Raw genomic sequence first — 18430 nt, 5'->3', positions numbered from 1 at the left:
TCCCCCTGTTACAAATCGGCCAGACCGATGCGACGGTAAACCTCGGGCAGTGCCTCTGGCTGGGTGTCGCCGATCTTGATGGCAGCCTGCACCATGCGGGCAGCCTCGGCAAATTGAGCTTCTGTTTGAGCGTGGATCAGGGCAAGCGGCTTGTCAGCCTCGATGCGCTGCCCCAGGCGGATAAAGTCGGTCAGACCAACCGCATAATCGAGCTTGTCACCGGCGGCGCGACGACCACCGCCCATGGCGACCACGGCCAGGCCCAGTTCACGGGTATCCATGGCGGTCACGAAACCGGCATGGTCTGCGTACACAGGGCGTACGATGGCAGCCTTGGGCAGGTAGCTGTCGTAACGCTCCATGAAATCCGCCGGACCACCGAGGCCGGTCACCATGCGACCGAAGATCTCGGCGGCCTTGCCGTTGTCCAGCACCGCCTGCAGCTTGGCACGGGCGTCTTGCTCGTCGCTCGCAAGCTTGGCGGAGATCAGCATCTCCGCACAGAGCGCCATAGTCACTTCGTGGATGCGCGGGTTGCGGTACTCACCGGTCAGGTAGCGCACAGCCTCGCGCACTTCCACCCCATTGCCGGCGCTGGAGGCCAGCACCTGGTTCATGTCGGTTAGCAGCGCAGAGGTACGGCAGCCGGCACCGTTGGCCACCGCCACTATGCTCTTGGCCAGCTCCTCAGATGCCTCAAACGTCGGCATAAAGGCGCCGGAGCCCACTTTCACGTCCATCACCAGGGCTTCGAGCCCGGAGGCGAGCTTCTTGGAGAGGATGGAGCCGGTGATCATGGCGATGGATTCGACGGTGGCGGTGATGTCACGCACCGCATAGATACGCTTGTCGGCCGGGGCCAGATCGCCGGTCTGTCCTATGATGGCCACGCCGGCCTCTTTCACCACCTTCAGGAAGCGATCGTTGTCGACCGAGGTCTGGTAGCCGGGAATGGCGTCCAGCTTGTCCAGGGTACCGCCGGTGTGGCCCAGGCCACGGCCGGAGATCATCGGCACGAAGCCACCGCAGGCGGCGACCATGGGGCCCAGCATCAGGGAGACGACATCACCCACGCCGCCGGTGGAGTGCTTGTCGACGATGGGGCCACCCAGGTTCAGGCTCTCCCAGTTCAGCACCATGCCGGAGTCGCGCATGGCACAGGTCAGTGCTACCCGCTCATCCATGGTCATGTCTTTGAAGTAGACCGCCATGGCCAGGGCCGCGATCTGACCCTCGCCGATGCTGTTGTTGGTAATGCCCTGGACGAAGAATTGAATCTCCTGGGTAGTGAGCGCTTCACCGTTGCGCTTCTTGCGAATAATTTCTTGAGGCAAAAACATCTTTCATTCCCTCCGCCATTGCAGGCGTCACATAAGCCGTTATCCCTGCCCACACATGGCTGGGCAGGGGCATAACAGGGCGAGCCGCGCTCGCCCTCTGTGCAACTTAGTAACCGCTGGTATTGGCAGGCTTGTCGCCATGGCCCAGGGTCGCCAGCAGGCTGGCCAGCAGGCTGGAGGCGCCGAAGCGGAAGGTGCGCGGGGAGACCCAATCCTTGCCCAGGATCTCTTCGGCCATGGCCAGGTACTGACCGGCCACGGCGGCATCTTTCACGCCACCAGCAGGCTTGAAGCCGACTTTCGGGTTCTTGGCCTTGATCACTTCCATCATGATGCGAGCCGCTTCCGGGGTCGCATTGACCGGCACCTTGCCGGTGGACGTCTTGATGAAGTCGGCACCGGCATCGATGCAGATCTCGGAGGCACGACGGATCAGCGCTTCTTCTTTCAACTCGCCGGTCTCGATGATCACTTTCAGCAGTGCCTGGTCGCCACAGGCTTCCTTACAAGCTTTGACCAGCTCGAAGCCAACCTGTTCATTGCCAGCCATGAAGGCGCGGTACGGGAACACCACGTCCACCTCATCGGCACCGTAAGCCACGGCGGCGCGGGTCTCGGCCACGGCGATCTCGATGTCGTCGTTGCCATGGGGGAAGTTGGTCACGGTGGCGATGCGCACGTCGGCAGCGCCGATCTCACGCAGGGTCTTGCGTGCGATGGGAATGAAGCGGGGATAGATACAGACGGCGGCGGTGAGGCCGGCCGGAGACTTGGCCTTGCGGCACAGGTCGATCACCTTCTGATCGGTGTCGTCATCGTTCAGGGTGGTCAGGTCCATCAGGTTCAAGGCGCGTTGGGCAGCCAGTTTCAGATCGGTCATGAAATTCTCCAAAGTCTTTGATTGGGCCCCATGAGGCAAACGAGTCAGCTGCGAAGACGCAGTTGGCCGACAGGTTCCACCCAGCATGCGGGCATGGAAATACAGTGCGACTGCACGGGCAATAGACTGTAAATAAGGCAAGAGCCCTGTCACTTTCTTACAAAAGTGCGGACTTGGTTCCATGAAGACTTGAGAAAGGTCATGCACATCAGACCCTGATTCCCAATCAATTCCATTTGACCGCCAACACCCGATCCCATCGGGCATTAGTCAATGCCAGCACCCTGCTGGCAATGCCTATTTCAGCCGAGATACCCCCTGTTTGCAAGCCGGATTTGCCAATTCCAGAGGTATCTCACACCAGGCAAATCCATCACTTTCTCCTTCTCAGGAGAAGAAGCGAGTCAACACCCAAGAGTAGGCGACACCACCAAGGTAGACTCCTACGATACCCATCACCCCGGATAATACCGGTGGTGCCGGGATCGGCAATTTGAGGAAAGAAAACAACAGGCCGACGATGAAGCCGGCAACCATGGCCAGTAACACTTCGTTCATAGAACCTCCGGTTTGACTCACTTCTTGTGATGAGTTTAGGGAGGAAAACGGTTGTCAGCTCCCCAAATGCGAACGCCACAGCATATGCTGTGGCGTTCGGCTTAAGGCTTGTCAGCCGTACTTAGATCGCGGACAGGGCCAGGAAGAAGCCTGCAATGGTTGCAGACATCAGGTTGGACAGGGAACCTGCCAACACGGCTTTCAGACCAAAGCGCGCAATGTCACCACGACGGTTCGGTGCCATGGAACCCAGACCACCCAGCAAGATAGCCACGGAGGAGAGGTTCGCGAAACCGCACAGGGCGAAGGAGATGATCGCCTTGGTGTGGTCGGACATGGCCACGCCATTGATCAGCACCTCATCCTTCAGGTAAGGAGCAAAGTTCAGATAGGCCACGAACTCGTTCACCACCAGCTTCTGACCGATGAAGGAACCGGCGACGGTCGCTTCGCTCCAAGGCACACCAATCAGGAAGGCCAGCGGGGAGAACAACCAGCCCAGCAGCAGTTCCAGAGAGAGCTGAGGATAGCCGAACCAGCCACCGATCCCGGAGAAGATACCGTTGATCATGGCGATCAAGCCGATGAAGGCCAGCAGCATGGCGCCGACGTTCAGGGCCAGTTGCATACCGGAGGAAGCACCGGCTGCGGCGGCATCGATCACGTTGGCTGGCTTGTCATCCAAGTCGCCATCGGCGCTGTTCTCGTCATAGTTCGGGCTCTGGGTCTCAGGCACGATCAACTTGGCGAACAACAGACCACCCGGGGCAGCCATGAAGGAGGCAGCAATCAGGTATTCCATTTTGACGCCCATGGCGGCGTAACCGGCCAGTACGGAACCGGCTACGGAGGCCAGGCCACCACACATGACGGCAAACAGCTCGGAGTCGGTCATCTTGCCGATGAAGGGACGCACCACCAGCGGGGCCTCGGTCTGACCAACGAAAATGTTGGCAGTCGCAGACAGAGATTCAGTACGGGACGTACCCAGCACTTTTTGCAGTCCGCCACCCAGCACCTTGATGACAAGTTGCATGATGCCGAGGTAATAGAGAACGGCAATCAGGGAAGAGAAGAAGATGATGACTGGCAGAACGCGGAAGGCAAATACAAAGCCACCACCACCAAATACTTCAAACATCTTATCGCTGACCAGGCCACCAAACAGGAAATTAATACCATCCTGGCCATAGCTAATGACGCTGGAAACGGCACTGGAGACGCCGACCAGAATATCGCGGCCAACCGGAACATACAGAACGAATGCCCCCAGACCGGCTTGAATAACAAACGCACCTGCCACGGTACGGATGTTGATTGCCTTGCGGTTGCTGGAGAACAGCACCGCGATAAGGATGAGCGTCGCCATCCCTACCAGACCCATGATCAAACTCATTGTTATCTTCCTCGTAGTAGCACCTTCCAACTTGTTAATAAGTTGTGTCCCAAACTTATCAATCAAGGGTGCGCATTATACTAACTGGCTCGCGACAAAGTATAAGGGCGGTCACATTTTGTAAGCATCAAATCGACTAACTGGCGCTAAATTAGACCGCAAACGATTTTTATCCCCGTGCTTTTTCACCCACGAGCATTGCCAGGTTGAATTAATGTTAATGATTTATTTATGGAGATGAAAACTGCGGGATGTGGATTCACACAACACCCTTGCAACATACTCGACAGGCAAACGTTTTATATTTGCCAATTCATCAAGCACCCTTAATAGAGAGAGTGGCGAATTACGCTCCCCTTGCGCCCCCGACAATGGCATGTCTGGGGAGTCCGTTTCCAGCAATAGAGACTCAAGCGGCATGGCCGCTACCGCCTCTCTGGTTTTATTGGCCCGCTCATAGGTGATGGTACCGCCAATACCCAACTTGAAACCCAGTTGCCAGAAACGCTCCGCCTGATGCAAAGAGCCGCTGAAGGCATGAATGACCCCTCCCCTGGCCGGCTTGTGACGGCGCAATAGCTTGAGCACATCGTCGTTGGCTCGCACCGAATGGACGATGAGGGGGAGATCCATCCCCATGGCCAACCTGATTTGTGCCTCAAACAGGGCTAACTGCCCCTCCTGGACCAGATGGGAGCGCCCATCCAGACCGCACTCCCCTATGGCAACCAGACCCGCCGGTCGTACAGCGGCCAGGGCAGCTAGCTGCGCCATCACATCCTCTGGCTGATCGGCCACGAAGCATGGGTGCACACCGAGAGCGAAGAAGATGTCGGGCTCCCTCGCTGCCAGCGCCATCACCCGCCGCCAGTTGCCGGCACCGATAGCGGGGATGATGAAGCCCGCCACGCCCCGCAGGCGACACTCAGCCAGCAGAGCGGCACGATCCTGATCAAAGTCGGGGAAATCCAGGTGGCAGTGGCTGTCAAATGACCGCATAGAACAGGGCTCGCTATATAAAGAGAAGAAAGGAGGCGGGTTACCGACCCAGTGAGGGACGGAACACTCTTAATCTGAGCTTAGCTCGGGGGATCCCCCCGGCCCAGCAGGCCACAAACGCATGGCCCGGGGAGTCGATTAACCGCCACATGCCGTTCAGCCAGGGCCACTCATGGCGCTGACTGCTTTTCAACCGGCACCGGCTTGGGACAATCGGCTCTGGCCTCCCTGCGCTGAGGCGTACAGCAACGGCGATACTCAGGGGATAGGCCCCAGCGCTGGCTCCAAACATCGTAACGGGCCAGCCAACGCAACAAGATAGCTTTCATGATCGATTCCTTGTCTCTGTCCACTCTTAACACGCTGTTGCCATGCGCTTAACGCCTGGCGCTCCTAAATAGATGGCGTCATGGCGCGTCTGGCGGCAATAAAAGACCCATGCTGATCTCGTCGACATCGCGATCATCCAGTCGATAGGCGTTGCGCCGAATGCCTTCGTCGATGAAGCCGCATTTGCGATAGAGCCCATGAGCCGCCTCGTTACGGGCCATCACTCCCAACTCCAGCCGGCTGATGCCACAACCCGGCGCGGCGGCGATCAGGGTACGTAGCAAACGCTCACCCCACCCCAGCCCGCGCGCACTCGACCGCAACCCCATCACCACCAGGGCGCAGTGTCGATTGCGCCTCAAGCCGCCTCCGATCATCAGCGCAAACCCCTCCACCTCCCCGTCCAGCACCAGCAGCCACATGACCTGATTGGGGGCCGCCGCCATGGCCTCGAGCCGCTGGCGCTGCCCCTCGATATCGGATGGGCGCTCCCCCGCCTCGAACAGCATGAAACGGGTCTCCCGATCCAGCTGTTGAAAGAAGTGATCCAGGGCGGCGGCATCTTCCGCCTCGGCCAAACGAATGCTCATATCAGGCTCCCTGCCCTTTAACCCGCTTGCGAGCGGCCATAAAAAACGACTCCATGTGGAGTCGTTTTTATCAGAGCCATCTGGCTAATTCAAATCATGCCTTGGCCAGCAAGCTCAAGCGTGTGACGGCATCTACCGACATGGCGCGGAGGAGGAACATGTCAATCTCTCCGCGCCAATACTCGCTCAGTCTTTCGCTGGCAGGCTCAGACGGGCAACCGCTTCCACGTGCATGGAGTGCGGGAACATGTCCACCGGTTGCACTTCATCCAGCACGAAGCCCTGCTTGACCAGATAGGCGAGATCCCGTGCCAAGGTCTGCGGGTTGCAGGAGACATAGACCAGACGGCGCGGCGCCATGGCGACCAGGGTCTGCAGCACCGCCTTGTCACAACCCTTGCGGGGGGGATCCATCACCACCACATCGGCGCTCACGCCCTGGGCGTGCAGCTCGGGCATCAGCTGCTCGGCCTTGCCCACGTGGAATTCGGTGTGCTCTATGCCGTTCAGGGCGGCGTTGCGACGGGCATCGCTGATGGCGCTCTCCACCGATTCGATGCCGACTACCTTGGCGGCCTTGGCTGCCAGGAACAGGGAGATGGTGCCGATGCCGCAATAGATGTCGAACACAGTCTCGTTGCCGGTCAACTCGCTGTATTCCAGCGCCTTGGAGTAGAGCACATCGGTCTGGCTCGGGTTGTTCTGGAAGAAGGAGAGCGGCGAGATCTCGAATTCGAGCTCGTGGATCTTGTCGCGGATCACCCCTTCCCCCAGCAGCACGCGGTTGCTCGTCCCCAGGATACGGTTGGTGCGCTCGTCATTGATGTTCTGCACTAGGGTGGTGATGGGCAGATCCGCCAGCACCGCCAGCAGTTCGGCCTCGAAGGGCAGCACTTCACCCAGGGTCACCAGTACCACCATCAGCTCGCCGCTCTTGAAGCCCTTGCGGGTCATCAGGTTGCGCACGCAGCCGGTGTGAGCCACTTCGTCATAGGCGGCGATATCGTGCGCGCGCATCCAGCCACGCACCCGGGCGTTGAGTTCCACGTGCAGGGAGTCCTGCACCGCGCAGTCGTCGGCGGTGATGAGCGTGTGGGAGTGCGTGCGGTAGAAGCCTATTTCGGCGCCGGCCTCGCTGCCACGCACGGCGTACTGCGCCTTGTTGCGATAGGCGAACGGGCTGTCCATGCCGAGGATGGGATTGACCTGAGTCGTCAGCCCAACCTGATCCAGTGCACTCTGCACCAGGGATTGTTTCAGCTTGAGCTGGGCCGGATAGGCCAGCGGCCTGACCTGGCAGCCGCCACACTCGGTATTGGGGCAGAAATCGGCGACCCTGTCGGCGGAAGCCTGGGTCAGCTCGACCAGCTTGCCGTGCAGATAGTTCGGCTTGACCTCGGTCAGCTCGACCAGCGCCTGCTCACCGGGCAGCAGACCCTCGACGAACAGGGGGCGATCGAACAGGCGACCCTTGCCATCCCCTTTGTCGGTCAGTTCCAGAATATCGATCTGATGTTGGTGTCCCACTAACGGCATGAGCGGCTCCGAAGGCATAGAAGAAAGGGTGGAAGCAGGGCTGGCCCGGCTACCCCAAATAAAGGGTGGCAGAGTTTAGCGGAGATCCGGCCAAATTGCAGGCATAAAACGTTGCCATAGCGGAAATAGCTGAGCGGTGAACCGGGCAGATCGCCAGGCATAAAGCAGCGCCATCAGCAAACGCTGGGCCGAGCTGCGGCCCCTTGGCGGCCATAAAAAAGCCGCCGGATAGGACCGGCGGCGGCATGGAGATCCTGTGGCTTGATGTTTTTACTGGCTGTAGGCCTTCTCGCCATGGCTGGTGACATCCAGCCCTTCGCGCTCCGCATCCTCTTTTACCCGCAGCCCGATGGTCATATCCACCAGCTTGTAGGCCAGGAAGGCGACGACACCGGACCAGAGGATGGTCACGCCAACGCCTATGGCCTGGATCTTGACCTGGGTCAGGATGGAGTAATCTGGCGCCACCTGATTGGTGACATAGTCCCACACCCCGGTACCGCCCAGATCCGGGCTGGCGAAGACCCCGGTCAAGAGCGCCCCCAGGATGCCGCACACCCCGTGCAGGCCAAACACATCCAGGCTGTCATCGGCACCCAGCAGTCGCTTGAGACCATGTACACCCCAGAGGCCAGCGACCCCGCTCAGCAACCCCATGATGAGGGCGCCGCCCACACCGACAAAACCGGCGGCCGGGGTGATCACGACGAGTCCGGCAACGGCACCAGAGGCCGCACCCAGCAAGGAGGGACGGCCCTTCATCAGCCACTCGGCCAGGGTCCAGGAGAGCGCCGCCGCCGCCGGGGCCAGCCAGGTGTTGATAAAGGCCAGGGCGGCCGTGCCATTGGCCTCCAGAGCAGAGCCTGCGTTGAAACCAAACCAGCCAAACCAGAGCAGGGAGACCCCGATCATGGTCATGGTGAGGCTATGGGGCGTCATGGCGTCACGGCCATAACCGAGGCGTTTGCCGACCATGAAGGCCCCGACCAACCCGGCCACGGCCGCGTTGATGTGCACCACTGTGCCGCCAGCGAAATCGAGGTCCCCATGCTGGAACAGGTAACCCGCGGTGGCGGTGGCAGCGGTGGCGGCCTCAAGAGTGGTATAAGCGTCAGGACCTGCCCAGTACCACACCATGTGCGCCAGCGGGATGTAGGAGAAGGTGAACCAGAGCACGGAAAACAGCAGCACCGCGGCAAACTTGATGCGCTCGGCGAAGGCCCCCACGATCAGACCGCAGGTGATGGCTGCGAAGGCCCCCTGGAACACGACATAGATGAATTCGCTGATGCCCACTCCCTTGCTGAAGGTGGCAGCGATGGAGTCAGGGGTCACCCCTTTGAGCAGCAGCTTGTCGAAGGAGCCATAGAAGCTGTTGCCCTCGGTGAAGGCGAGCGAGTAGCCATACACCACCCACAGCACACAAATAAGGGAAAACAGGGCAAATACCTGCATCAGTACGCTCAACATGTTCTTGCTGCGCACCAATCCACCGTAAAACAGTGCCAGGCCCGGAATCGACATCAGGATCACCAGCGCCGCCGACAGCAGCATCCAGACATTATCCCCTTTGTTGATGGTCATGGCAGCGACTGGGGCTGTGGCCACGACCGCATCCTGTGCCCAGCTTGGGGCGGCCAGCAAGGCGGTCAACGCCAGCGGGCCTGTCATCATGAATCTCTTGAGCATATCGCCATCTCCTTCCCTGCCTTTCCTGCACCGGATCGGTTCGCCTTGCTGATGAACATGTGGATCCGGTGGCTCATATAAAACATACCCGGCCATCCCTTCCATCGCCGTCTTGACTGCTGTGCCCTTATTGGTGCGGCAACATGGCAAGCTGATGGACGGAAGCATAAAACAGGCCAGTTAATAAACTTCTTTATTATCAGTGCATTAAAAAGATAAAGAGAAATACTAGCACCATGATGGTGCGCTGGGCGCGCCAACCCATTCAGGATTGCACCTCGACCGGGCAGCATCCGGAGATGCACTTAAATGGCGCAAAGCCTTGGTTGTGGGCGCCGGGAGGACCAGGGGAACCCAGTCGCACTGGCTGCGAGGGGAAAAGACCAGGCGGGCTTGACGCCCACTCAGCAGCCACGGGGCATGGCTGCGGGGAGGTGGCACTGCCTGCTTGTGGTGTGGAGGCTTGTTGACTTGTTGACTGCGAACGAGAGCGCCTCTGGCGTGGTTGCATGGCGTAAGCCAGAAGAGGCATCACAGATGAAGACACAAAATCAAGCCTGGCGTCAGGGCCCTGCAACGGGATCCAGAAAAACAAAAGGCCATCCGCGAGGATGGCCTTTTGTCACTGAATTCTGGAATGGTGCCCGGGGTCGGACTCGAACCGACACGTCTTGCAACGGCGGATTTTGAATCCGCTGCGTCTACCGATTTCGCCACCCGGGCAACTGCGAGGGATTATACGAATGGCGCTTCGGCATGCAAGGGGTTTTTCGTATCCCCCTTCTCGTTTGCTCATTTATTCAACGCCTTGCCGTTGATCGCCCAGTTACTTAGAATGCCCTCAACTTTTTAATGGAAACGTCCCCCATGGCCAAGCGCAAGACAGTCCACCCCCCCCAGGCAACGCCCCCTGTGCATACGCACCCTTCCGCCGGGTTGTTGCGCCGCCTCGGCGCCCTGCTCTATGACTACCTGGTGGTCATCTCGCTGCTGGTGATCGCCGGCTTTCTCGGCATGGGGGTCGCCCAACTGCTGCTCGCGACCGGTCTGGCGACCCTTCCCGAAGGCAAGGATGCCAGCTGGCTGCTCACCAGCCCCCTCTACAGTGCCTGGCTGGCGCTGGTGATCTGTGGCTTCTATGTCTGGTTCTGGACCCGGGCCGGTCAGACCATCGGCATGCGCGCCTGGCGGTTGCGCATCCAGAATGTGGACGGCAGCAATATCCGCATCACCCAGGCCATCATTCGGCTGGCCACTGCCGCCTTTGGCCTGGGCAATCTGATGTGTCTGTTTGACCGCCATCGCCCCAAGGCATTCCAGGACATCTGGGCAGAGTGCGAAGTGATAGTGCTGAGCAAGCAAGAGAACCTGAACATGCTTAATAAATAGGAATGGTCAGATGAAGAAAGGGCACCCAGGTGCCCTTTCTTGTTTCCAGCGGTGCTTGCCTGATGACGCTTAGCGCCTGCGGTTCAGTATATAGAGGGAGATGCCGCCAAACAGCAGACTGGGCGCCACTGCCGCTATGATGGGCGGCACCGCATAGACCAGGCTGATCGGGCCAAACACCCGATCGCTCACATAGACCACGAAGCCGGTCATGATGCCCATCAACATCCGCGCCCCCATGCTCACCGAGCGCAAGGGCCCAAAGATGAAGGAGGAGGCGAGCAGTATCATGGAGACCACTGACAGGGGGGCCAGCAGCTTGCGCCACAGCTCCAGTTTGTAGCGCCCCGCATCCTGCTTGTTGGCATCCAGATAACCGACATAGTCCCGCAAACCGGAGATGGAGAGGTTCTCTGGATCGATGCTGACCACACCGAGCTGCTTGGGGGTCAGATCTGACGTCCAGGTCATCTGGGGGTGCACCTCACTGATGATCCGGGTCGGATCGTCGAAGCGGGTCGCATGGACAGACTTCAGCAGCCAGTGGTGCTGCTCGAACATCCCCTCCTGTGCCTGCACCACATCGATCAGCTTGCGATCCGGGGTAAAGCGATAGAGGGTGATGCCGGTCAGGGCACCATCGTTGCGCACTCCGTTGATACTGACGAAGTTATTGCCATCCCGCGCCCAGACCCCGGAGGCTGATACGGTCAGTCGCCCCTCGGACATGGCACCGGCCTTGATGTCATCGGCGGTGCGCTTGGCGATGGGAGCCACATACTCACCCACCAGACTGAACACCAGCATCAGCGGGATCGCGGTCTTGAGCGCCGCAATCACTATGCTGAGCTTGGAGCGACCGGCGGCCTGCATCACCACCAACTCGGAGCTGCTCGCCAGCTGGCCCAGACCAATCAAGCCCCCCAGCAGCGCCGCCAGCGGGAAGAAGAGTACCGCCTCCTTGGGCATGGAGAGCATCACGAAGTAGAAGGCATTGACCATGTCATAGTTGCCGTCGCCGACCGACTTGAGCTGCTCCACATACTTGATGAGCGCAGAGAGGCCGACCAGGGTCACCTCACACAGCAGGATCGACATGAAAATGACCCGACCGATATATCTATCGAGAATGCCAAACATCAGCAGAGGTTCCTATATTGCAGCATCATGCTTTTTCGCCTGGAATATCGAGCACAGAAGAGGTTCGACATAAAGGCGACCCCATGGGCATGCCTAACGAGCGTGCCAAACATCAGTGGAAATCCCTATGTAACCGCATCACGCCGACCCCCTGCTGAAGAGTCGCCCTTTGACCCCATTCCACCAGGCGGTGCCCTGCAAGTTGAGCGGCACCCCGATCAACAGCAAATAGGCTATCGGTACCCAGAACATGCCGGGCCAATGGGGGAGACGACCACTGTCGATGGCCGAGCGGGCCGCCGACAGCAACAGGAAGTAGGAGAGATAGAGCAAGATGGCCGGCAGCAGCTTGGCGTAGCGACCCTGGCGCGGGTTGACCCGGGCCAGGGGCACCACCAGGAAGGTCAGCACAGGGATGGAGAGCGGCAGCGAAATACGCCACTGCAACTCGGCCATCAGCTGGTTATCCTGGGTGCCGAACAGTTCCATGGTTGGCTTGGCTGCCGATTTACGGTTGGAGTGCTCGGCCTCCTGCTGACGGATGACCAGGCTGTACTCGCGAAAATCTGAGTTCTGGAACTGTTTGCCATTGAAGTTGCCCTCGTAGCGGGAACCATCCTTCAGGGTCAGCCACTGCAGGCCGTTCTCATCCACCGTCACCTGCCCTTCAGTCGCTATCACTATCGAAGGGGGGGTCGTGCCCTGGGCCCGCTGCAACACGAAGATATTATGCAACACGGAGCCCTTGTCATTGAGATCCTGGATATAGGCCACTAACTTGCCGCCATCGAGCTCCATGAAGCGGCCCGCCTGCAGGAAGGAGATACCGGGATCGGCCTTGAATTCATCGATGACCTGATACTCGCGCTCCTTGGCGAGAGGCGCGACCCAGCCGGTGTTGAAGCCCGCCACCAGGGCGGTCAGCAGAGCCAATATCATGGTGGTCACCATGACGCGGCGCGGGCTGACCCCCACCGCATGCATCACCGTCATCTCACTTTCGGCATAGAGACGGCCGTGAGCAAACAAGATGGCCAAAAACAGACTGATTGGCAGCATCAACAGCGCCATATTGGGGAGGTTGAGCAGCATCAACGTCGATATGAGGCGTGTCGGCACCTCGCCATCGGCGGCATCGCCAATGATCTTGATAAATTGCTGGCTGACAAAGATAAGCAGCAGCACGAACAATACTGCCAGCTGGGTTTTCAGGGTTTCCCTGAACAAATATCGGAAAACGATCACAGTCATTCCCAAGTAAACTTGTGTTTTTAGTCGAATGCCTGAAAAATAGGGCCCTATATTGGATTTTTACCAGTTTGAACTGCGGAGCCTGTGGCTGTTCGCTCCGCCTCTGATACCCAACAAGCACTGCATTATTCAATAAAAGGTGCCTTTTGTCTTTAGGATGTAGGAGATTCCATGGAGTTCAGTGTAAAGAGTGGCAGTCCTGAGAAGCAACGCAGCGCCTGCGTCGTGGTGGGTGTATTTGAGCCCCGCCGCCTCTCTCCGGTGGCCGAACAACTGGACAAGATCAGCGATGGCTACCTGAGCTCGCTGCTGCGCCGTGGTGACCTGGAAGGGAAGCCAGGCCAGATGCTGCTGCTGCATCAAGTACCGGGCGTGCTGAGCGAGCGCGTCCTGCTGGTGGGCTGTGGCAAGGAGCGGGAGCTCGATGAACGCCAGTACAAACAGATCATCAACAAGACCATCACCACCCTCAACGAAACCGGATCCATGGAAGCGGTCTGCTTCCTGACCGAGCTGCACGTCAAGGGTCGTGACACCTATTGGAAAGTCCGCCAGGCGGTAGAAAGCACCAAGGCCGGCCTCTACAGCTTCGATCAGTTCAAGACCAATAAAGCCGAGCCACGTCGCCCGCTGCGCAAGCTGGTGTTCAACGTGCCGACGCGTCGGGAACTGACCATAGGCGAGAAAGCTATCTCCCACGGTCTGGCCGTCTCGAAAGGGGTGCGGGTCTGCCGCGATGTGGCCAACATGCCGCCCAACGTCTGCAATCCGGCCTACCTCGCCTCCCAGGCCCGTCGCCTCGCCGATGCCTATGACAACATCACCACCAAAGTCGTGGGCGAGCAGGAGATGGCCGAACTCGGCATGAACTCTTACCTGGCGGTGGCCCGTGGCTCCGAAAACGAAGCCATGATGGCCATCATCGAGTACAAGGGCAACGCCGATGCCAAGCCCATAGTGCTGGTCGGCAAGGGGCTGACCTTCGACTCCGGCGGCATCTCCATCAAGCCGGCCGATGGCATGGACGAGATGAAGTACGACATGGGCGGCGCCGCCTCCGTGCTCGGCACCATGCATGCCCTGGCCGAGTTGCAACTGCCCATCAACGTCATCGGCGTCCTCGCCGGTTGCGAGAACATGCCCGGTGGCAATGCCTATCGCCCGGGTGACATCCTCACCTCCATGTCCGGCCAGACCATCGAAGTGCTCAACACCGATGCCGAGGGCCGTCTGGTATTGTGCGATGCGCTGACCTATGTGGACAGATTCGATCCAGACACTGTGATCGATGTCGCCACCCTGACCGGTGCCTGCATCATCGCCCTGGGGCATCACACCTCCGGTCTGCTGGCCAATCACAACCCGCTGGCCCATGAACTGCTCGGCGCCTCGGAGCAGGCCGGCGATCGCGCCTGGCGCCTGCCGATGTTCGACGAGTACCAGGAACAGCTGGAGAGCCCGTTCGCCGACATGGCCAACATCGGCGGTCGTCCGGCCGGTACCATCACCGCTGCCGCCTTCTTGTCGCGTTTCACCAAGAAGTACAACTGGGCTCACCTGGATATAGCTGGTACCGCCTGGAAGAGCGGCAAGGACAAGGGTGCCACCGGTCGTCCGGTGCCCCTGCTCACCCAGTTCCTGCTCAACCGGGCCGGGGTGGACATCGAAGAAAAAGAGTAACCCCTGGCGGCCACTTGTTGGCCCCTGTTACCCTTGACTCACAAGGAAGAGGCCCGCCTCTTCCTTGTTTCATTACAAAACAGGCAGGATGCGCAGCCGATGCGCACCCGCCAAGAGATCTGCGGCGCGCAGCCTGGCTTGCGCCAAGCGCAGTCACCGCCACACGGGACCCAACCTGATGAGCCAAGTGACCTTCTACCTGATGAGCGAACCGGATAAAGCTGGCGTCAGCGCCTGCGAACGGCTCGCCTGCGAGCTGGCAGCCGAGGGCTGGAGCAGCGGTCACCTCTATCTGCACTGTGCGAGCCAGGCCCAGGCCGAACGACTCGACGAGCTGCTCTGGCAGCTACCGCCGGATCGCTTCGTGCCCCATCAGCTGCAAGGTGAAGCGGGTCAGGCCCCGGTGGAAATAGGCCATCAGCCCCCCAAACGACGCTATGCCCGGCTCATCAATCTGGCCTGGGAGGCACCTTTGTTTGCAGGGAACTTCCCTCAGGTGGTAGATTTTGTCCCCACTGACGACACGCAGAAGCAGCAAGCCCGCGAGCGCTACAAAGAGTACCGCCAGGCCGGTCATCAACTCGAGATGAGAGATCAGCCCGCACTTGCAGCGCACAATCCGGCGCAGCCCTGACTGCCCCCTTTTTTATCCATCAGAACCTATCAGCATACGGCGAGACCATGGAAAAGACTTTTAACCACAATGCCATCGAACAGGCGCTCTATCAGCACTGGGAATCCCAGGGTTACTTCAAGCCCCACGGTGACACCAGCCAAGACTCCTTCTGTATCATGATCCCGCCGCCGAACGTCACCGGCAGCCTGCACATGGGCCACGCCTTCCAGCAGACCCTGATGGACACCCTGATCCGCTACAACCGCATGCAGGGCAAGAACACCCTGTGGCAGGCGGGTTGTGACCACGCCGGCATCGCCACCCAGATGGTGGTGGAGCGCAAGATCGCCGCCGAAGAGGGCAAGACCCGCCACGATTACGGCCGTGAAGCCTTCATCGACAAGATCTGGCAGTGGAAGGAAGAGTCCGGCGGCACCATCTCCCGCCAGATGCGCCGCCTGGGCGACTCCGTGGATTGGGAGCGCGAGCGCTTCACCATGGATGAGGGTCTCTCCGAAGCCGTACAAGAAGTGTTCGTGCGCCTCTACGAAGATGGTCTGATGTACCGTGGCAAGCGCCTGGTGAACTGGGATCCCAAGCTCAACACCGCCATCTCCGATCTGGAAGTGGAAAACCGCGAGATCAAGGGCCACATGTGGCACCTGCGTTACCCGCTGGCGAACGGTGCAAAAACCAGCGATGGCCAGGATCACCTGATCGTCGCCACCACTCGCCCGGAGACCATGCTGGGTGATACCGCCGTTGCCGTGAACCCGGAAGACCCGCGCTACAAGGTGCTGATCGGCCAACACATCCTGCTGCCGCTGGTGAACCGTCTGATCCCCATCGTCGCCGATGAGCATGCCGACATGGAGAAGGGCACCGGCTGCGTGAAGATCACCCCGGCCCACGACTTCAACGATAACGAAGTCGGCAAGCGCCACAACCTGCCGATGATCAACATCTTCACCTTGGACGCTCACGTGCGTGCCGAGGCCGAAGTGGTCGATTGCAACGGCAACCCCAGCACCGCCTATGACGCCGCCCTGCCGAGCGAATTCGCCGGCCTTGAGCGTTTCGCCGCCCGCAAGGCCATCCTGGCCAAGCTGGACGAGCTGGGTCTGCTGAGCGAAACCAAAGAACACGTGCTGCAACAGCCCTATGGCGATCGTGGCGGCGTGCCCATCGAACCCATGCTGACCGACCAGTGGTACGTGCGCACCGCGCCGTTGGCCAAAGATGCCATCGCTGCAGTGGAAGATGGCCGCATCCAGTTCGTGCCCAAGCAGTACGAGAACATGTACTTCTCCTGGATGCGCGACATTCAGGACTGGTGCGTCTCCCGTCAGCTGTGGTGGGGTCACCGCATCCCGGCCTGGTATGACGAGGCCGGCAAGGTCTATGTCGGTCGCGACGAGGCCGAGGTGCGCGCCAAACACAATATTCCGTCCGTGACCGTGCTGCGTCAGGACGAAGACGTGCTCGACACCTGGTTCAGCTCCGCCCTGTGGACCTTCTCCACCCTGGGCTGGCCGAACAACACCGAGGCGCTCAAGACTTTCCACCCGACCGATGTGCTGATGAGCGGTTTCGACATCATCTTCTTCTGGATAGCCCGGATGATCATGATGACCATGCACTTCATCAAGAACGAGGATGGCACCCCGCAGGTTCCCTTCAAGACCGTCTACATCACCGGCCTCATCCGGGATGAAGAGGGCCAGAAGATGTCCAAGTCCAAGGGCAACGTGCTCGATCCCCTCGACATGATCGACGGCATCTCGCTGCCGGATCTGCTGGAGAAGCGCACCGGCAACATGATGCAGCCGCAGATGGCCGAGAAGATCGGCAAGCGGACCACCAAGCAGTTCCCGGAAGGGATCGAGGCCCACGGCACCGACGCCCTGCGCTTCACCCTGGCGGCGCTGGCCTCCACCGGTCGTGACATCAACTGGGACATGAAGCGCCTGGATGGCTACAACAACTTCTGCAACAAGCTGTGGAACGCCTCCCGCTACGTGCTGATGAACACCGAACAGCAGGATTGCGGTCTGGCTGGCGGCGAGATGCAGTACAGCCTGGCGGATCGCTGGATCCAGTCCCAGCTGCAGGTCGCCATCCGCGACTTCCGCACCGCGCTCGATACCTACCGCTTCGACATGGCCGCCGGCATCCTGTACGAATTTATCTGGAACCAGTTCTGCGACTGGTATCTGGAGCTGACCAAGCCGGTGCTGGGCAAGGGTTCCGAGGCCGAGCAGCGTGCCACCCGTCACACCCTCGTCAACGTCCTGGAAACCCTGCTGCGCCTGGCGCACCCCATCATTCCGTTCATCACCGAGACCATCTGGAAATCGGTGGCGCCGCTGACCGGGGTCCATGCCGACACCATCATGCTGCAGGCCTTCCCGGAGTTCGACGCCGCCAAGGTAGACGAAACCGCCATGGCGGATAGTGAGTGGGTGAAGGAGTTCATCGTCGGCATCCGCAACATCCGCGCCGAGATGAACGTGGCGCCGAGCGTTGCCTTGAACGTGCTGCTCAAGTGCGATGGCAAGGATGGCCAGCGCGCCGGTGACAACGAGGCCTTCCTCAAGTCCCTGGCCCGCCTGGAGTCCATCCGCGTGATGAGCGAAGGTGATGTCGCCCCGCTGTCGGTGAAGAAGCTGATCGGCAATACCGAGCTGATGATCCCCATGGCCGGTCTCATCGACAAGGAGGCCGAGCTGGCCCGTCTGGCCAAAGAGGTGGCCCGTCTGGTCGGTGAGTGCGGCCGTATCGAAGGCAAGCTCGGCAACGAGGCCTTCGTGGCCAAGGCGCCGGATGCGGTCATCGCCAAGGAGCGCGAGAAGCTGGAAGATTACCGTCTCCAGCTCACCAAGCTGGAAGCCCAGCAGGTGGAAATCGCCGCCCTGTAAGCGGCACCCTCACCATTCGCACCGCCATATTGAGCCCCCTGCCAGCAGGGGGCTTTTTTGTGGGCGCCTCACAGCCATCGTTTTTACAAGCGGATCCCCGCCAAATTCATTACACTGC

The 18430-nt window shown here is 59.8% G+C and carries 14 protein-coding genes and 1 tRNA gene; 4 read left to right on the top strand and 11 right to left on the bottom strand.

Translation table 11 applies throughout. The annotated features are described in order from the left end of the window. Positions 1-8 precede the first annotated feature (8 nt). From deoA to KYK33_RS03320, 9 genes are all read right to left on the bottom strand, one after another. The gene (gene deoA, locus KYK33_RS03360; protein ID WP_224432023.1) at positions 9-1340 is read right to left on the bottom strand and encodes a thymidine phosphorylase; all 1332 of its coding nucleotides are present in this window, start codon (positions 1338-1340) and stop codon (positions 9-11) included. Positions 1341-1446: 106 nt separating this feature from the next. Further along, positions 1447-2220, bottom strand: a complete 774-nt coding sequence (gene deoC / locus KYK33_RS03355) for a deoxyribose-phosphate aldolase (RefSeq protein WP_224432022.1) — start codon at positions 2218-2220, stop codon at positions 1447-1449. A gap of 387 nt (positions 2221-2607) precedes the next feature. Continuing rightward, positions 2608-2778, bottom strand: a complete 171-nt coding sequence (locus KYK33_RS03350) for a XapX domain-containing protein (RefSeq protein ID WP_042041623.1) — start codon at positions 2776-2778, stop codon at positions 2608-2610. Between the two features lie 121 nt (positions 2779-2899). Beyond that, entirely contained in the window at positions 2900-4174 is a 1275-nt protein-coding gene (locus KYK33_RS03345; RefSeq protein ID WP_042041624.1) for a NupC/NupG family nucleoside CNT transporter, read from the bottom strand. A 225-nt stretch (positions 4175-4399) separates the two neighbouring features. Then, positions 4400-5173, bottom strand: coding sequence for a TatD family hydrolase (locus KYK33_RS03340; protein WP_224432021.1), 774 nt, complete (start codon positions 5171-5173; stop codon positions 4400-4402). Positions 5174-5580: 407 nt separating this feature from the next. After that, a complete protein-coding gene (locus KYK33_RS03335) occupies positions 5581-6093 on the bottom strand; it encodes a GNAT family N-acetyltransferase (RefSeq protein WP_224432020.1) in 513 nt (170 codons plus the stop codon). A 186-nt stretch (positions 6094-6279) separates the two neighbouring features. Continuing rightward, positions 6280-7629, bottom strand: a complete 1350-nt coding sequence (rlmD, locus tag KYK33_RS03330; RefSeq protein WP_224432019.1) for a 23S rRNA (uracil(1939)-C(5))-methyltransferase RlmD — start codon at positions 7627-7629, stop codon at positions 6280-6282. Between the two features lie 270 nt (positions 7630-7899). Next, complete coding sequence (amt, locus tag KYK33_RS03325) at positions 7900-9318, bottom strand: ammonium transporter (protein WP_224432018.1); 1419 nt, start codon at positions 9316-9318, stop codon at positions 7900-7902. 638 nt (positions 9319-9956) lie between these two features. After that, positions 9957-10041 (bottom strand) — tRNA-Leu (locus KYK33_RS03320). 144 nt (positions 10042-10185) lie between these two features. Between KYK33_RS03320 and KYK33_RS03315 the strand changes: the two genes are divergently transcribed. Then, positions 10186-10707: an RDD family protein gene (locus tag KYK33_RS03315; RefSeq protein WP_224432017.1), complete on the top strand. Its 522-nt coding sequence runs from the start codon at positions 10186-10188 to the stop codon at positions 10705-10707. A 69-nt stretch (positions 10708-10776) separates the two neighbouring features. On the opposite strand, the gene lptG is transcribed toward KYK33_RS03315, so the two are convergent. Together lptG and lptF are read right to left on the bottom strand one after the other, a co-directional pair. After that, positions 10777-11847 carry an LPS export ABC transporter permease LptG gene (lptG, locus tag KYK33_RS03310; RefSeq protein WP_224432016.1) on the bottom strand — a complete coding sequence of 357 codons (1071 nt, stop codon included), beginning with the start codon at positions 11845-11847 and terminating at the stop codon, positions 10777-10779. A gap of 138 nt (positions 11848-11985) precedes the next feature. Continuing rightward, a complete protein-coding gene (gene lptF, locus KYK33_RS03305) occupies positions 11986-13098 on the bottom strand; it encodes an LPS export ABC transporter permease LptF (protein WP_042041633.1) in 1113 nt (370 codons plus the stop codon). A gap of 171 nt (positions 13099-13269) precedes the next feature. Between lptF and pepA the strand changes: the two genes are divergently transcribed. From pepA to KYK33_RS03290, 3 genes are all read left to right on the top strand, one after another. Next, on the top strand, positions 13270-14778 hold the full coding sequence (gene pepA, locus KYK33_RS03300) for a leucyl aminopeptidase (protein WP_042041634.1): 1509 nt from the start codon (positions 13270-13272) through the stop codon (positions 14776-14778). Positions 14779-14956: 178 nt separating this feature from the next. After that, positions 14957-15412: a DNA polymerase III subunit chi gene (locus tag KYK33_RS03295; RefSeq protein WP_224432015.1), complete on the top strand. Its 456-nt coding sequence runs from the start codon at positions 14957-14959 to the stop codon at positions 15410-15412. A 47-nt stretch (positions 15413-15459) separates the two neighbouring features. Next, positions 15460-18312 carry a valine--tRNA ligase gene (locus tag KYK33_RS03290; protein ID WP_224432014.1) on the top strand — a complete coding sequence of 951 codons (2853 nt, stop codon included), beginning with the start codon at positions 15460-15462 and terminating at the stop codon, positions 18310-18312. The last annotated feature ends 118 nt before the right edge of the window (positions 18313-18430 follow it).

Origin of the sequence: Aeromonas rivuli (assembly GCF_020149575.1) — a bacterium.
Classification (GTDB): Bacteria; Pseudomonadota; Gammaproteobacteria; order Enterobacterales; family Aeromonadaceae; genus Aeromonas; species Aeromonas rivuli.
This window is presented reverse-complemented; position numbering and strand designations above follow the sequence as displayed.

Bases quoted from the DNA above. Each gene is read 5' to 3' on its own strand.
- amt (WP_224432018.1), bottom strand. From the start codon at position 9,318: ATGCTCAAGAGATTCATGATGACAGGCCCGCTGGCGTTGACCGCCTTG.
- deoA (WP_224432023.1), bottom strand. From the start codon at position 1,340: ATGTTTTTGCCTCAAGAAATTATTCGCAAGAAGCGCAACGGTGAAGCG.
- KYK33_RS03335 (WP_224432020.1), bottom strand. From the start codon at position 6,093: ATGAGCATTCGTTTGGCCGAGGCGGAAGATGCCGCCGCCCTGGATCAC.
- KYK33_RS03340 (WP_224432021.1), bottom strand. From the start codon at position 5,173: ATGCGGTCATTTGACAGCCACTGCCACCTGGATTTCCCCGACTTTGAT.
- KYK33_RS03295 (WP_224432015.1), top strand. From the start codon at position 14,957: ATGAGCCAAGTGACCTTCTACCTGATGAGCGAACCGGATAAAGCTGGC.
- KYK33_RS03315 (WP_224432017.1), top strand. From the start codon at position 10,186: ATGGCCAAGCGCAAGACAGTCCACCCCCCCCAGGCAACGCCCCCTGTG.
- pepA (WP_042041634.1), top strand. From the start codon at position 13,270: ATGGAGTTCAGTGTAAAGAGTGGCAGTCCTGAGAAGCAACGCAGCGCC.
- KYK33_RS03290 (WP_224432014.1), top strand. From the start codon at position 15,460: ATGGAAAAGACTTTTAACCACAATGCCATCGAACAGGCGCTCTATCAG.
- deoC (WP_224432022.1), bottom strand. From the start codon at position 2,220: ATGACCGATCTGAAACTGGCTGCCCAACGCGCCTTGAACCTGATGGAC.
- lptG (WP_224432016.1), bottom strand. From the start codon at position 11,847: ATGTTTGGCATTCTCGATAGATATATCGGTCGGGTCATTTTCATGTCG.
- KYK33_RS03350 (WP_042041623.1), bottom strand. From the start codon at position 2,778: ATGAACGAAGTGTTACTGGCCATGGTTGCCGGCTTCATCGTCGGCCTG.
- lptF (WP_042041633.1), bottom strand. From the start codon at position 13,098: ATGACTGTGATCGTTTTCCGATATTTGTTCAGGGAAACCCTGAAAACC.
- rlmD (WP_224432019.1), bottom strand. From the start codon at position 7,629: ATGCCGTTAGTGGGACACCAACATCAGATCGATATTCTGGAACTGACC.
- KYK33_RS03345 (WP_042041624.1), bottom strand. From the start codon at position 4,174: ATGAGTTTGATCATGGGTCTGGTAGGGATGGCGACGCTCATCCTTATC.